This is a genomic window from Blastococcus sp. SYSU D01042, assembly GCF_054050515.1.
In genome coordinates, this window is the sequence record NZ_JBJGZM010000003.1 from 14,040 (window position 1) to 26,906 (window position 12,867).

Consider the following 12,867-nt stretch of genomic DNA (forward strand, 5'->3'; position numbering starts at 1 on the left):
GCTGCTTGGATGGGCGGAGCGCCGGGAGAGCCCCGGCGCAGGAGGGAGCACCGTGGCCGAGCTGCAGCGACCGGACGTCGAGCCCCCCACCGGGCCTGCCCCCGACGACCTGGTGATCGAGGACCTCGTCGTCGGCGAGGGTCCCGAGGCGAAGGCCGGCGACCTGATCAGCGCCCACTACGTCGGCGTCACGCACGACGGCGGCGAGCAGTTCGACGCCTCCTGGGACCGCGGCGACCCGCTGGAGTTCCGCCTCGGCGTCGGCATGGTCATCCAGGGCTGGGACGAGGGCATGACCGGCATGAAGGTGGGCGGCCGCCGCCGGCTGACCATCCCGCCGCACAAGGCCTACGGCGAGCGCGGCGCCGGCGGTGTCATCAAGCCCGGCGCGACGCTCGTCTTCGTCGTCGACCTCGTCGGGGTGCGCTGACTTCACGAGGCATGCCCCGGTGCCCATGCCCCCAGCGGGCACCGGGGCGGCCGGTCCGCCCGGAATGCGTGGACGCACGACCGGGTTGGGCCGGGCATGCGCGTAGAGGTGTGGTCCGACGTCGTCTGCCCGTGGTGCTACGTCGGCAAGCGCCGGCTGGAGACCGCCCTGGAGCGGTTCCCGCACCGCGACCAGGTCGAGGTCGTCTGGCGCTCCTTCCAGCTCGACCCCACCGCCCCCGAGGGCGAGACGCACCCGACGCTGCCGGCCCTGGCCGCCAAGTACGGCGTCCCGGTCGAGCAGATGCGCGAGAACATGCGCGGCCTCGAGGAGCTCGCCGCCGCGGAGGGCCTGGAGTACCACCTGGCCGAGGGCGTCAGCGGCAACACCCTGCTCGCCCACGAGCTGCTGCACCTCGCCGCCGAGCACGGCAACGACACGCGCAACGCGCTCAAGGAGCGCCTGCTGCACGCCTACTTCGAGGAGCAGCGCTCGGTCTTCGACGTCGAGTCGCTCGTCCCCCTGGCCGTCGAGGTGGGCCTCGACGAGGCGGCGGTCCGCGAGGCCCTCGCCGATCGGCGCTTCCGCTGGGCGGTGAGCGAGGACAGCGCGACGGCCGTCGAGCTCGGCGCGCGGGGCGTCCCGTTCTTCGTCGTCGACCGGAAGTACGGCGCGGCCGGCGCCCAGCCCGCCGAGCAGCTGCTGCAGCTCCTCGAGCGCGCGTGGGCGGACGCGAACCCGCTGATCACGGTGCCCGCCGCCGACGGCTGCACCGACGACGGCTGCACGGTCTAGCCGAGCAGGCGGGGGACGGCGCGCAGCGCCGCCTCCGCGTCGGCGGTGAGCTCCCGGACGACGTCGGTCGCGGACCGCTCCGCCGTCACCAGGCCCACCGCCTCCCCGGCGTAGAGCGGGGCGTGCGCGGGATCGCCGGTCCGCCGGCCGTCGACGACGAGCTGCCGCGCGGCGGCGTCGTCCACCAGCTCGTGCTCCCGGCCGTGCCAGGCGCGTGAGAAGTCGTTGGCCAGGGCCCGCCCCGGCCAGCGCTCGGGCCAGGCGATGCCCTCCGCGACGTCGAAGGCGCGGGTCAGCACCGTCTCGTCGCCCGTGGCCGCCCGGATCCGCTCCCGGGCCGGGGCGCCGTTGAGCCCCTCGACGCACGAGAGCAGCGCCGTCCCGACCCACACGCCCGCCGCGCCGGCCACGAGCGCCGCGGCCATCCCCGCCCCGTTCGCGATGCCGCCGGCGGCGACCACCGGCCGGTCGGTGAGCGCCAGCACCTCCTGCAGCAGGGGTAGCAGCGCCCGCTGACCGGTGTGCCCGCCCGCCTCCGTGCCCTGCGCCACGAGCACGTCGACGCCCGCGTCGACCGCCCGCCGCGCGTCGGCGACGGTGTTGACCTGCGCCGCGACGGCGATGCCGGCGTCGTGCAGCGGCCCCACCCAGGGCGCGGGGTCGCCGAAGGACATCGACACCAGGCTCGGACCCGCGGCCACCGTGGCCTCGACGAGCTCCGGCCGGTCGGCCAGCGTCCAGATCATCAGGCCGACACCGAAGGGCAGCCCCTCGGCGGCGGCGAGGCCGCACTCCGACGTCACGAACTCCGCGCTGTGCCGCCCGCTGACGCCGATCATGCCCAGGCCGCCCGCGCGCGAGACGGCCGCGGCCAGCGCGCCGCCCGAGACGCCGGCCATCGGCGCACCGACGACCGGCGTCGTGAGGTCGAACCAGCGGGTCAGCGGGGTTGCTATCACCCGCCCATCCTGGCCTCGGGCACTACTTCGTGGCAGGGCCGCCCTGGTCGGTGCCCTGCAGCCGGCCCAGGAACTCGTGGCAGCGCTTCGCGCGGGCCGAGTCCTGCTCCATCACCTCGCGGAAGAACGACGCGACGTCGTCCAGGCCCGCGTTCTCGGCGTCCCGGACGTACTGGCCGTAGTCGTGACCGGCCTTCAGCGAGTGGTACTGCACGGAGACGAGGTCGTAGAAGACGTCCTCGAACCCGGTCTCACCGGTGGCCATGGCTCCTCCTCGGGTGCTCGACGGCGGGCTCCCGGGTTACCCGGACCGGACCGGTCCGTCACATCGGTCAGGACTCCGCCGGCTCGGCGAACGCGCCGCCGGCGGCGCGGTCCTCCTCGTCGGCGGCGAGCTCGTCCTCGCCCGAGACGACGGGGTCGTCCGCGGCGGAGGCCAGGTCCTCGCCCTGGCCGAGCGCGCCGGGGTCGGCCTGCAGGGTGCGCGGGTCGTTGAGCGGGTCCGGGGTGTCGGGATCGGTGACGGTCATGCCCCACCGGTGCCCCGGGCAGGCCTGGCTGATGCGTAACCGATGTGTTACGCATGGGGCGTGGAGGCACTCGCGGCGCTCGCCGACCCGGTCCGCCGGGAGCTCGTCGACCTGCTGGCGCAGGGGGAGGTGGCCGCCGGGGACCTGGCGGACCGCTTCCCGGTGAGCCGCCCGGCGATCAGCCGGCACCTGCGCGTGCTGCGGTCGGCGGGCCTGGTCACCGTCCGCGCGGAGGGCCGGCGACGGCTCTACGCCCTGGACCCGCGGCCGCTGCGCGAGCTCGACGACTGGCTGGAGCCCTACCGCGACCTGTGGGCCTCGCGGCTGGACGCACTGGACACCGAGATCGCCCGCGGTCGGCGGGCGCGGAGGAACGGAGGACCGGCATGAGCGAGGACCTGGAGACGCGGCGGGGGATCGTCACGCGGCTGGACGACGGGCGGCAGCGGCTGGAGTTCCGCCGCTCGTGGCCCGACCCCATCGAGGACGTGTGGTCCGCGCTGACCGAGCCGGACCGGCTGGCGCGATGGATCGGCACCTACGAGGGCGAGCGGGCGGTCGGGGCCACGGGCACCTTCACCATGACCCACGAGGAGCAGCCGGTCGGCGAGCCCATGCGCATCGTCGCGTGCGAGCCGCCGCACCGGCTGACCGTCGAGTGGGTCCAGGAGGACACCGACGCCTGGACGGTCGACCTCGAGCTCTCGACCGAGGGCGACCGCACCGTGCTGACCTTCGTGCAGGTGTTCGGCGCCGACGCCGACGTCACCGACTTCGCGATGGGCTGGCACTGGTACCTGGACAAGCTCGGCGCCGTCGTCGCGGGCGCGCCCGCCCCGGGCCTGTGGGACGACTTCCTGGCGGAGGTGGGGCCGTCCTACGGCCGCGGCTGAGGGGCCGCGATAGCGTGCCCGGGATCCGTCCGCCGACAACGGCGTCGGCGGCCGGGTCGACCCCGCCCGGGGAGCCCCCGCTCGCCCGGTGACGTCGGCGGAGGTCGGTTAGCGTGGATGAGCCGCAACCCGTTCGACGGAGGCTCTTCCCCACGTGGCGAATCCCTACCTGCAGGTCCTGCGCACGCCGCACGCCCTGCCCATGGTGCTGGCGGCGTTCGTCGGGCGGCTGCCGCTGTCGATGGTGGGGCTGGGCTGCGTGCTGCTCGTGGCCGCCGAGACCGGCTCGTACGGCCTCGGGGGCGCCGTGGCCGCGGTCGGCGCGGTGACGACGGCGGTCGCCGGCCCGTTCATCGGCCGGCTGTCCGACGCGCACGGCCAGCGACGGGTGCTGCTGCCGGTGCTGGCCGTCTTCGTCGCCTCCGGCAGCGTGTTCCTGGTCGCCGTGCGCCAGGACTGGCCGCTGGTCCTCGTCTTCGCCGCCGCCGGCCTGGCCGGGGCCTGCCTGCCGCCGGTCAGCTCGATGATCCGGGTGCGCTGGACCCACCTGCTGCGGGGCAGCCACCGGCTGCCCACCGCCCTGGCCATGGAGTCCGTGGTGGACGAGATGGTGTTCGTGCTCGGCCCCGTGCTGGTCACCATCCTGTCCACGACCGGGCACGCGACCGCCGGCCTGGTCACCGCCTTCGTGCTGGCGACGGTGGGCAGCCTGCTCTTCGCCGCCCAGCGGCGCACCGAGCCCGCGCCCACCGCGCACGAGCACCGCGCCGTCTCCTCGGCCATGCGGTGCGACGGGCTCAAGGTGCTGTTCGTCGTGGCCGCCGCGGTCGGGACGGTGCTCGGCACGCTGCAGATCTCGCTCGTGGCCTTCGCCGACGAGGTGGGGGAGAAGCCGATGTCCGGCGTCCTCATCGCCGGGCTCGCCGTCGGCTCGATGATCAGCGGCATCGGCTGGGGCGCGGTGCACTGGCGGCTGCCGCTGCGCCACCGGCTGGCCGGCGTGCTGGTGCTGCTCACCCTGCTCAGCGCCCCTCTGCTGCTGGTGAGCGACGTCTGGCTGATGGTGCCGTTCGTCGTCCTGACCGGGATCGCGGTGTCGCCGTCGCTGATCAGCGCCTTCACCCTCGCGGAGCTGCTCGTCCCGCGGGCCGCCGTCACCGAGGCGTTCACCTGGATCGGCACCGCGCTCGCCCTCGGCGTCGCCGTCGGCGCGTCGCTGTCGGGCAAGATCGTCGACGCCTCGGGCGCCAACGCCGCCCTCGCGGTGGCCCTGGTGGCCGCCGCCATCGCCGTCGTCGTCGTCTCGCTGTGCCAGCGTGCGCTGCACGTGCCGGCCGAGCACGCGTCGGCGCCGGCGCTCGCCCGCTGATGGACGAGCGCTACGAGATCCCCGGGGCGCTGGTCCGCGACCGGTCGGTGACCGTCCCGCTGCACTGGCGCGGGGACGACGGCGCGGGCATCGACGTCTTCGTCCGCGAGCTGGTGCGCCCCGGTGGGCGCGACGCCGACCTGCCGCTGCTGCTGTTCCTCCAGGGCGGCCCGGGCGGCCGGTCGCCGCGCCCGACCCGCGGCAGCTGGCTCCCGCGGGCGCTGCAGGACTTCCGCGTCGTCTTGCTCGACCAGCGGGGCACCGGCCGCAGCTCGCGGGTCACCGGCGCAGGCATCCAGCGGTTCGAGGATCCGCACGCGGCCGCGGCGCACCTGCTGGCCTTCCGGGCGGACTCGATCGTGGCCGACGCCGAGCACGTCCGCGCCACGCTCTACGGCGGGCGGCGCTGGACGACGCTCGGCCAGAGCTACGGCGGGTTCGTCACCCTCACCTACCTGTCCACCGCGCCCGAGGCGCTCGAGCGGTGCCTGGTCACCGGCGGTCTGCCGTCGCTGCAGCCGGACGCCCGCGAGCTGTACCGCCGCACCTACCCCCGCGTCGCCGGCAAGGTGGCGCGGTTCTACGAGCGCTACCCCGGCGACGTCGCGCGCTTCGCCGCCGTGGCCGACCGGCTCGCGGCGGCACCGGTGCACCTGCCCGACGGCGACGTGCTGACGGTCCGCCGGCTGCAGACGGTCGGCCAGGTCCTGGGCACGCAGGCCGGCGCCGAGGAGCTGCACTGGCTCGTCGAGGAGGCGCTGGACGACGGCGCCCCGAGCGGGCTCTCGGACACCTTCCTCGACCAGGTCGCCCGCCGGACCTCCTACTGGGACAACCCGCTGTACGCCGCGCTGCACGAGAGCATCTACGCCTCCGGGTCCGTCCGGCCGGGCTGGGCGGCCGAGGCCGAACGCGGGCCGGAGTTCGACGGGAGCGTGCGGCCGCTGCCGTTCACCGGCGAGATGATCTACCCCTGGATGTTCGACGAGATCGCCTCGCTGCGGCCGTTCGGACCGGCCGCGCACGCGCTCGCCGAGCGCGACGAGGCGCCCGAGCTCTACGACGCCGGGCGGCTCGCGGTCAACGAGGTGCCGGTCGACGCGGCGGTGTACTTCGACGACATGTACGTCGACGCCGGCCTGTCGCTGGAGACCGCCGACGCCGTCGGCAACGTGCGCACCTGGGTGACCAACGAGCACGAGCACGACGGCCTGCGGACCGGCGACGTGCTGGACCGGCTGCTCGGCCTGCGCGCGCGGTGAGCCGGCCCCGGCCCGCACCAGGTGGTGGCCGCCGGCTCGGCGTCGCCCCGGCCCGCCTGGGGAGGTGGCTCGACGGCGTGGCGGAACGGCACGGCGCGTTCGCGGAGGTGGCGGCCGACGACGACGGCACGGTCAGCCTGACCTGCGCCGACACCACGACGGTCGCGCTGCGGGCGCCCTTCGGCTGGCGGCCGGAGCAGCCGGTGCTCGGGAGCTTCACCGCGGCCGCGCGCGCCGACCGGACGGCGGCGGTGCTGCTCGTCCGCCGCGGCCGGTGGGCGGTGGGCGTGTTCGAGGGGGAGCAGCTGGTGGTCTCCAAGGTCGACGCCCGGCAGGTGCAGGGGCGGACGGCGGCCGGCGGGTGGTCCCAGCAGCGCTTCGCCCGGCGCCGCGGCCACCAGACCGACGCCGTGGTGACCGCGGCCGCCGACACCGCCGCGCGGGTGCTGCTGCCGCACGCCGGCGACGTGGTCGCGCTGTTCACCGGCGGCGACCGGGGGCTGGTGGACGAGGTGCTGGCCGACCGGCGGCTGGCCGGCCTGGCCGCGCTGCGGCGGGAGCCGGCGCTGGACGTCGGAGAACCCACCAAGGCGGTGCTGCTGGAGACGCCGGGGCAGTTCCGCGCCGTCGAGGTGACGATCGTGGAGCCCGCCGACCGGCGCTGACGGCCGCACCCGATCCGGAATGGCTGTTCCGGGCGCCATTTCCGCCGATCGTGTCCGGGACCACGCGAATGGCGTGGCCTGGGCCACTCCTGCGCGCCGGAGTGAGCAGCATCTCAGGTGATTGCGAGATGCAACCACCCTTTTCCGCGTTAAGAACTAAAGGAACGACCAAGCGTGGCCGATGCGAACACCGACCACCGGCACCCGTCAGGAGAGAGTCATGGGACCGCAGACCGCTCGCAAGCCCAGCACGCTCGGCAACATCCCGATGAGCTTCGCCCCGATGCTCTTCGCGGACCCCTCGTACCTGCAGGCCGACCGCGCCCCGATCGGCTCGTCGCAGGGCGACGGCGTCCGCTTCATCGCGAAGCTCGGCCGGATCCTCCGCAGCCACAGCTGAGCCATTCCTCCTCGCCCCGCGAATAGCGGCGAGAGTGCGACCCCGACGCGAGAACCGCCATTCCTGTGCGGCTCTCGCGTCGCTGTCGTCACAGGGGCCGTAAGTCCCTCGACCGGCGCGCCCGGGCGGCGTAACGTCCTCCGACCGTGTCTCCCGTCGCCCCTCCCGAGACCGATCCCTCCGCCGACCCCGTCCTGACCGCCGAGCGCGCCCACCTGGCGCGCGCGGCCGACTGCCTCACGCGGATGCGGGCCGCCGCCACCGCAGTGACCGACGCGGGCGTCGACGCCTGGGCCTCCGAGCGCCTGGGTGCCGCCCGCGCCGAGCGGCTGCGCGCGCTGGCCGCCGACCCCGGCGTGCCCCCGTTCTTCGGCCGCACCGACGCCGGCGGCCCCGAGCCGGAGACCTTCCACATCGGCCGCCGGCACGTGCGCGACGACGCCGGCGACCCGGTCGTCATCGACTGGCGCGCCCCGATGAGCCGGCCGTTCTACCAGGCCACCGCCGCCGATCCGCAGGGTCTGGCCCGCCGCCGCCGCTTCGGCTTCGCCGGCGGCGAGCTGACCGGGTACGAGGACGAGCGGCTCGAGACCGGCGACGACGGCCCCGGGGAGTTCCTCCGCGCCGAGATCGAGCGCCCGCGCAGCGGCCCGATGCGCGACATCGTGGCCACCATCCAGCCCGACCAGGACGACATCGTGCGGGCGCCGCTGAGCGAGTCCATCTGCGTGCAGGGTGCGCCGGGCACCGGGAAGACTGCCGTCGGGCTGCACCGCGCCGCCTACCTGCTGTACACCCACGGTGGTCAGCTGGCCCGCACCGGCGTCCTCGTCGTCGGCCCCAACCGCGCGTTCCTGCGCTACATCGAGCGGGTGCTGCCCACCCTCGGCGAGGTGGACGTCACCCAGTCGACGGTCGCGGACCTCACCGCACGGGTGCCCGTGCGCGCCGTCGACGAGCCGGCCGCCGCCGTGCTCAAGGGGGACGTCCGGATGGCCGAGGTGCTGCGCCGGGCGCTGTGGGGGGAGATCCGCAAACCGGCCGACGACGTCCTGGTCCCGCTGGCCGGCCGGAGGTACCGCGTCCAGGTCGAGCGGCTCAAGCGGTACGTCGACGACCTGCGCCGCCGCTCGCGCGGGGACGACGACCAGCAGCTGCTGCACTACGCGGCCGGCCGCGAGCGGCTGGCGATGCTGCTCGCCGGCGACGCCCGCCGCCAGAAGGAGGAGGCCGGCGGCAGCCCCACCGACGCCGAGACCCGCCGGGCCGCGCGCAGCCCCGAGGTGCGGGCGTTCTGTGACGAGGTGTGGCCGGCCCGGGACGCCGCCGGCCTGGTGGCGGCCCTGTTCACCGACCCCGCCCTGCTCGCCCGGGCGGCGCGCGGCGTCCTGGACGACGCCGAGCAGGCGCTGCTGAGCTGGGCCACGCAGCCCCGCTCGGTGCGCACCGCGCGGTGGACCGAGGCCGACGCGGTGCTCGTCGACGAGGCCGCGGGGCTGCTCGAGCGCACGCCGGGGTTCGGGCACGTCGTCGTCGACGAGGCGCAGGACCTCTCGCCCATGCAGTGCCGGGCGGTGGCCCGCCGGCTGGCCGCCGGCTCGCTCACCGTGCTCGGCGACCTCGCCCAGGCGACCAGCCCGTGGTCGGCCGAGGACTGGGCCCAGACGCTGACCGGCCTGGGCCGGCCCGGCACCGTGGTGCGCCCGCTCACGCGCGGCTACCGCGTGCCCGCCGAGGTCCTCGACTACGCCAACCGGCTGCTCCCGGTCATCGCGCCCGGGCTCCCCGCGGCGACCGCCGTCCGCGGCGAGCCGGGCTCGCTGCGGGTGCGCCCGGTCAGCGACCTCGCCGGCCCGCTGGCCGACGTCGTGGCGGAGCTGGCGGCCGAGCCGGGGTCGATCGGGGTCGTCTGCGCCGACGACGGGGTGCCCGACGTGGTGGCGCTGCTGACGGCGGCCGGCCTGCCCGCCGCCGCGCTGGTCGACGACGGCGAACCGCCGGCCCGGCTGGCGGTCGTGCCGGCGACGCTGGCGAAGGGGCTGGAGTTCGACGCGGTCGTCGTGGCCGACCCGGCGGCGATCGTGGCCGCCGAGCCGCGGGGGCTGCACCGCCTCTACGTCGTCCTCACGCGGGCGGTGAGCACGCTGGTCGTCCTGCACCGCGGCGACCTGCCGGCGGAGCTGGCCGCCGTCTCCTGAGCCCGCAGGTCAGCCGGCGAGCACACCGCGGCGCCGCGCGAGGGCGTCGTCCAGCGAGCCGGTGAGCAGCCAGCCGGTGAGCACGACCAGGTGCAGCAGCCACAGCCAGAAGCCGACGGCCACGACGCCGCCCACCACGTCCAGCCCGCCGAAGGGCGCGCCGAGGTCCAGCGGCAGCGACAGGAACATCACGAAGCCCTGCAGGAAACCCGAGACGCAGGCCGCGGTGAACAGCGCGCCGCAGACGAGCGCCGCCCAGCCCACCTGCCCGCCGCCGACGACGCGGAAGCCCCAGGCCAGCGGCAGCGTGAGCGCGGCCAGGCAGGCGTAGAAGCCGACCGCGACGCGGCCGACCGCGGCCCAGGCGCCGCCGGTGTCGGCGAGGTCGGCCATCTGGGCGGCGGCCAGGAGCAGCGGGTAGAGCAGGAACGGGGTGATCAGCAGCAGCGGCAGGGCCGCCAGCCGGCCCCGCCAGGCGGTCAGCCCCTCCTCCCGCCGGCTGAAGCGCAGCAGCGCCCGCCGGAGCCCTTCGCCGTAGAGCGACATCGGCAGCAGCGCGAGCAACCCCTGCAGCGGGCTCAGGCCGACCCCGGCCTCCACCAGCCGGCCGACGGCGTCGGGCGCGCCCAGCTCGGGAGGGAGCAGGTCGGCCAGCCGTTCCCCGAGTTCCGCCACGCGCTCGGGCGAGGTGAGGCGGGCGGTGAGGGAGAAGGCGAGCACCAGCAGCGGGACGACGGCGATCCCCGCGTAGAACGTGAGCCCGGCGGCGATGAGCGCGAGGTCGCGGCCGCGCAGGCGGTCGCGTACCCCCGACAGGAGGGCGCGCAGCCACGAGCGCACCGGGCGGGCCGACCCGGGGGTCAGCGGGGGCGTCCCGTCATCCGGCGTCGCCGGCGCCGGTCTCCTCGCAGCTGGCGTCCTGCGGATTGCTCGCCTCCTCGCCCTGCGAGTCGCAGTTGGTCTCGCCGCGCTGCAGGTCCGTGTTGTCGCCGCAGGCGACGAGCGAGCCGGCGACGGCCAGGAGGAGGAGGGGGCGGCGGAGGTCCATGCCCTCCGTAGTGAGCGGCGGAGCGCCATCCGAAACGGCGCCGCGCCCGGCGGCTCACCGGCGTGTCGCTCGTCACGGGCGCCGACGTGTCGGGACGGGTCCGTCACGCATCCGTGCAGGCCAGAGGCGCTTCGTACCCGACCGCCCGCCCGGTAAACCACAGACGTGTATTTCGCCCATTGTCACGGCTCGGTAACGCCCTTACGGTCTGTGTGCCCGGAGCGGCTGTCCGTCACCGCCCGGGTGACAGCCCGCCGGACCACGAACGACTGGAGAGCCGCCCGCTCATGGCGTCCCCCCTGCTTCCCGCTCGCCGCCGCACCGTCCGCCGGGCCGCCGTGGCCCTCGCCGGAGCCGCCGGCATCCTGCTGGCCACCGCGCCCGCCTCGGCCGCCCCCGCGAATCCCTCGACCGCCGCCGAGGCCGCCGAGCTGGTCGCCGCCCGCGGGCACGACCTCGAGGCGCTGTCCGAGCAGTTCAACGAGGCGCGGGAGGTGCTGCGGTCGCAGCAAGCCGCCGCCGAGGCCGCCCAGGTCGAGCTGGACCGCTCGACGGCGGTCCTCGCCCAGGCGCAGCAGAGCGTGCGGGGCATCGCTCGCAGCGCGTACACCGGCTCGGGCCTCAACTCGTTCCAGGCCCTCATGATCAGCGACTCGGCCGACGACTTCGTCAACCGGATGTCGACGCTCCAGATGGTCGCCGGGCACCAGGGCGAGGTGCTCGGCGTCGCCGCCGAGGCCAGCGCCGCCGCCGCCACTGCCCAGGCCCAGGTCCAGGCGGCCGTGGCCGAGGCCCAGCGCCAGTACGACGCCGTCGCCGCGCAGCAGGCCGACCTCGAGGCGCAGATCGCGGAGTACCGGGCGATCCACGACCGTCTCTCCGCCGAGGAGCAGCGGGCCGTCGCCGCCGCGGCGGCCGCCGCGCACGCTCCGCGCGCGAGCCGGGCCGAGCGCACCGAGCCGCTGGCCGCCGCGTCCGCCCCGGTCGTCGCCGACGGCGCCGCCGCCCAGGTCGCCATCGACACCGCCATGGCGCAGCGGGGCAAGCCCTACGTGTGGGCCGCCGGCGGGCCGGGGTCCTTCGATTGCTCCGGGCTCACCCAGTACGCCTTCAGGGCTGCCGGCATCAGCCTGCCGCACTCGAGCCGGATGCAGTCGCAGATGGGCCAGGCCGTCGCGCGGGCCGACCTGCAGCCCGGCGACCTGGTCTTCTTCTACAGCCCGGTCAGCCACGTGGGCATCTACATCGGGAACGGGCAGATGGTGCACGCGCCGACGTCCGGCGACGTCGTCAAGGTCGCGCCCGTCGACGCCGTGGGCGGCTACGCCGGCGCCCGCCGCATCGCGGCCTGATCCACCCGCTGCAGCAGCCCCCACACGAAGGTCGCCCGCACCCCGCCGGGGAGCTCCACCAGCCAGCGGGTGACGACGCCGGGGTCGACGCTGCGAGCGCCGGGCACCACGACGACGTCGTCGAGCACGTGCTCCCACACCCGCAGGGCACCGGGGGTGGCCGGCGGCACCGGGGATCCGGGCGCGCGGGCCAGGTGCTCGTGCAGCACGGCGCCGCCGGGGCCGCTCACCACCTCCCACCAGGCGTGCGGCCAGAGCGGTAGCGGCCAGCGGCGCACCTGGACGTCCAGGTCGCCGAACCGCCGGTCCTCGAGCTCGTCGGGCGGCCCGAGGACGGCGCTGCGCAGCGCCAGCCCGCGCGGCGCGCGCCGCGAGTGCTGCAGCGCCTGCCAGCGGGTGTGCGCGGCGTGGGCCTCCGCCCGGGTGGCGCCGAGCCGCGGCAGCGCGTCGGCCACCAGGTCGGGGCGGACGTCGGCCATCCGGCGCAGCAGGACCAGGCAGAACTCGCGCCGCGCCAGCCCCTGCACGCGGTCGACCCTGCCATCCCCGTGGGTACGGGATCTCACAGCGGGGCCCCGCCTGCGCCAGGTGGTGCCTCGGGCAGGATCGGAGGGGTGAACCCCCGCACCGTCGCCACCGCGTTCCGCGTCGTCGCCGTCGCCGAGGCCTGCTCGTGGGTCGGGCTGCTGATCGGGATGTTCGTGAAGTACGTGCCCGAGACCTCCGAGATCGGCGTGAAGATCTTCGGGCCGATCCACGGCGGGGTGTTCGTGGCGTACGTGCTGGTCGCCCTGCTGGCGGCCCGGACGTTCCGCTGGTCGGCCCTCACCACGCTGCTCGCGCTGGCCGCCTCGATCCCGCCGCTGGTCACCGTCTGGTTCGAGCGCTGGGCCACGCGCACCGGGGCGCTGCCGTCCGGGGACGCCGTCCCCACCACCTGACCTGCGGGGACGGCGGCGCTACGGT

Annotated in this window: 17 protein-coding genes; 11 read left to right on the forward strand and 6 right to left on the reverse strand. The window is 75.8% G+C overall.

Features of this window, described 5'->3' with window-relative positions; genetic code table 11:
* Window positions 1-52 precede the first annotated feature (52 nt).
* Both ACI79H_RS06615 and ACI79H_RS06620 read left to right on the forward strand, forming a co-directional pair.
* Entirely contained in the window at window positions 53-430 is a 378-nt protein-coding gene (locus tag ACI79H_RS06615) for an FKBP-type peptidyl-prolyl cis-trans isomerase (protein ID WP_456553584.1), read from the forward strand.
* Between the two features lie 96 nt (window positions 431-526).
* Window positions 527-1,225 carry a DsbA family oxidoreductase gene (locus ACI79H_RS06620; RefSeq protein WP_456553585.1) on the forward strand — a complete coding sequence of 233 codons (699 nt, stop codon included), beginning with the start codon at window positions 527-529 and terminating at the stop codon, window positions 1,223-1,225.
* Here ACI79H_RS06620 and ACI79H_RS06625 read toward each other — a convergent pair.
* The 3 genes from ACI79H_RS06625 to ACI79H_RS06635 all read right to left on the reverse strand — a co-directional run bounded on the left by ACI79H_RS06625 (window position 1,222) and on the right by ACI79H_RS06635 (window position 2,714).
* Window positions 1,222-2,184, reverse strand: coding sequence for an NAD(P)H-dependent flavin oxidoreductase (locus ACI79H_RS06625; RefSeq protein ID WP_456553586.1), 963 nt, complete (start codon window positions 2,182-2,184; stop codon window positions 1,222-1,224). The two genes, ACI79H_RS06620 and ACI79H_RS06625, sit on opposite strands and share 4 nt — an antisense overlap.
* Window positions 2,185-2,206: 22 nt before the next feature.
* Entirely contained in the window at window positions 2,207-2,449 is a 243-nt protein-coding gene (locus tag ACI79H_RS06630; RefSeq protein WP_456553587.1) for an acyl carrier protein, read from the reverse strand.
* A gap of 67 nt (window positions 2,450-2,516) precedes the next feature.
* Window positions 2,517-2,714 (reverse strand): hypothetical protein, encoded by a 198-nt coding sequence (locus ACI79H_RS06635; RefSeq protein WP_456553588.1) that lies wholly within the window; start codon window positions 2,712-2,714, stop codon window positions 2,517-2,519.
* A 60-nt stretch (window positions 2,715-2,774) separates the two neighbouring features.
* Here ACI79H_RS06635 and ACI79H_RS06640 point away from each other — a divergent pair, with 60 nt between their 5' ends.
* The 7 genes from ACI79H_RS06640 (at window position 2,775) to ACI79H_RS06670 (ending at window position 9,501) form a co-directional block, all read left to right on the forward strand.
* Window positions 2,775-3,104 carry an ArsR/SmtB family transcription factor gene (locus ACI79H_RS06640; RefSeq protein ID WP_456553589.1) on the forward strand — a complete coding sequence of 110 codons (330 nt, stop codon included), beginning with the start codon at window positions 2,775-2,777 and terminating at the stop codon, window positions 3,102-3,104.
* Window positions 3,101-3,607: an SRPBCC family protein gene (locus ACI79H_RS06645; RefSeq protein ID WP_456553590.1), complete on the forward strand. Its 507-nt coding sequence runs from the start codon at window positions 3,101-3,103 to the stop codon at window positions 3,605-3,607. Before ACI79H_RS06640 ends, ACI79H_RS06645 begins: the two co-directional genes overlap by 4 nt.
* A gap of 154 nt (window positions 3,608-3,761) precedes the next feature.
* Entirely contained in the window at window positions 3,762-4,976 is a 1,215-nt protein-coding gene (locus tag ACI79H_RS06650; protein ID WP_456553591.1) for an MFS transporter, read from the forward strand.
* A complete protein-coding gene (locus tag ACI79H_RS06655) occupies window positions 4,976-6,238 on the forward strand; it encodes an alpha/beta fold hydrolase (protein WP_456553592.1) in 1,263 nt (420 codons plus the stop codon). The genes ACI79H_RS06650 and ACI79H_RS06655 overlap by 1 nt, the downstream gene beginning before the upstream one ends.
* Window positions 6,235-6,903 carry an acVLRF1 family peptidyl-tRNA hydrolase gene (locus ACI79H_RS06660; RefSeq protein ID WP_456553593.1) on the forward strand — a complete coding sequence of 223 codons (669 nt, stop codon included), beginning with the start codon at window positions 6,235-6,237 and terminating at the stop codon, window positions 6,901-6,903. Before ACI79H_RS06655 ends, ACI79H_RS06660 begins: the two co-directional genes overlap by 4 nt.
* Window positions 6,904-7,123: 220 nt before the next feature.
* Window positions 7,124-7,303, forward strand: coding sequence for a hypothetical protein (locus tag ACI79H_RS06665; protein WP_456553594.1), 180 nt, complete (start codon window positions 7,124-7,126; stop codon window positions 7,301-7,303).
* A 146-nt stretch (window positions 7,304-7,449) separates the two neighbouring features.
* Window positions 7,450-9,501, forward strand: coding sequence for a HelD family protein (locus ACI79H_RS06670; RefSeq protein WP_456553595.1), 2,052 nt, complete (start codon window positions 7,450-7,452; stop codon window positions 9,499-9,501).
* 9 nt (window positions 9,502-9,510) lie between these two features.
* On the opposite strand, the gene ACI79H_RS06675 is transcribed toward ACI79H_RS06670, so the two are convergent.
* Both ACI79H_RS06675 and ACI79H_RS06680 read right to left on the reverse strand, forming a co-directional pair.
* Window positions 9,511-10,341, reverse strand: coding sequence for a YhjD/YihY/BrkB family envelope integrity protein (locus tag ACI79H_RS06675; RefSeq protein ID WP_456553596.1), 831 nt, complete (start codon window positions 10,339-10,341; stop codon window positions 9,511-9,513).
* Between the two features lie 37 nt (window positions 10,342-10,378).
* Entirely contained in the window at window positions 10,379-10,549 is a 171-nt protein-coding gene (locus ACI79H_RS06680) for a hypothetical protein (RefSeq protein ID WP_456553597.1), read from the reverse strand.
* 287 nt (window positions 10,550-10,836) lie between these two features.
* Here ACI79H_RS06680 and ACI79H_RS06685 point away from each other — a divergent pair, with 287 nt between their 5' ends.
* Window positions 10,837-11,901 (forward strand): C40 family peptidase, encoded by a 1,065-nt coding sequence (locus tag ACI79H_RS06685; protein ID WP_456553598.1) that lies wholly within the window; start codon window positions 10,837-10,839, stop codon window positions 11,899-11,901.
* On the opposite strand, the gene ACI79H_RS06690 is transcribed toward ACI79H_RS06685, so the two are convergent.
* Window positions 11,871-12,428, reverse strand: a complete 558-nt coding sequence (locus tag ACI79H_RS06690) for a hypothetical protein (RefSeq protein WP_456553599.1) — start codon at window positions 12,426-12,428, stop codon at window positions 11,871-11,873. The genes ACI79H_RS06685 and ACI79H_RS06690 overlap by 31 nt on opposite strands.
* A gap of 87 nt (window positions 12,429-12,515) precedes the next feature.
* Here ACI79H_RS06690 and ACI79H_RS06695 point away from each other — a divergent pair, with 87 nt between their 5' ends.
* Window positions 12,516-12,842, forward strand: a complete 327-nt coding sequence (locus ACI79H_RS06695; RefSeq protein WP_456553600.1) for a DUF3817 domain-containing protein — start codon at window positions 12,516-12,518, stop codon at window positions 12,840-12,842.
* Window positions 12,843-12,867: the final 25 nt, after the last annotated feature.

What these genes read in the sequence shown, in the direction of transcription:
- ACI79H_RS06620 (WP_456553585.1), top strand. Translation starts at nt 527, where the DNA reads ATGCGCGTAGAGGTGTGGTCCGACGTCGTCTGCCCGTGGTGCTACGTC.
- ACI79H_RS06630 (WP_456553587.1), bottom strand. Translation starts at nt 2,449, where the DNA reads ATGGCCACCGGTGAGACCGGGTTCGAGGACGTCTTCTACGACCTCGTC.
- ACI79H_RS06635 (WP_456553588.1), bottom strand. Translation starts at nt 2,714, where the DNA reads ATGACCGTCACCGATCCCGACACCCCGGACCCGCTCAACGACCCGCGC.
- ACI79H_RS06645 (WP_456553590.1), top strand. Translation starts at nt 3,101, where the DNA reads ATGAGCGAGGACCTGGAGACGCGGCGGGGGATCGTCACGCGGCTGGAC.
- ACI79H_RS06655 (WP_456553592.1), top strand. Translation starts at nt 4,976, where the DNA reads ATGGACGAGCGCTACGAGATCCCCGGGGCGCTGGTCCGCGACCGGTCG.
- ACI79H_RS06665 (WP_456553594.1), top strand. Translation starts at nt 7,124, where the DNA reads ATGGGACCGCAGACCGCTCGCAAGCCCAGCACGCTCGGCAACATCCCG.
- ACI79H_RS06680 (WP_456553597.1), bottom strand. Translation starts at nt 10,549, where the DNA reads ATGGACCTCCGCCGCCCCCTCCTCCTCCTGGCCGTCGCCGGCTCGCTC.
- ACI79H_RS06685 (WP_456553598.1), top strand. Translation starts at nt 10,837, where the DNA reads ATGGCGTCCCCCCTGCTTCCCGCTCGCCGCCGCACCGTCCGCCGGGCC.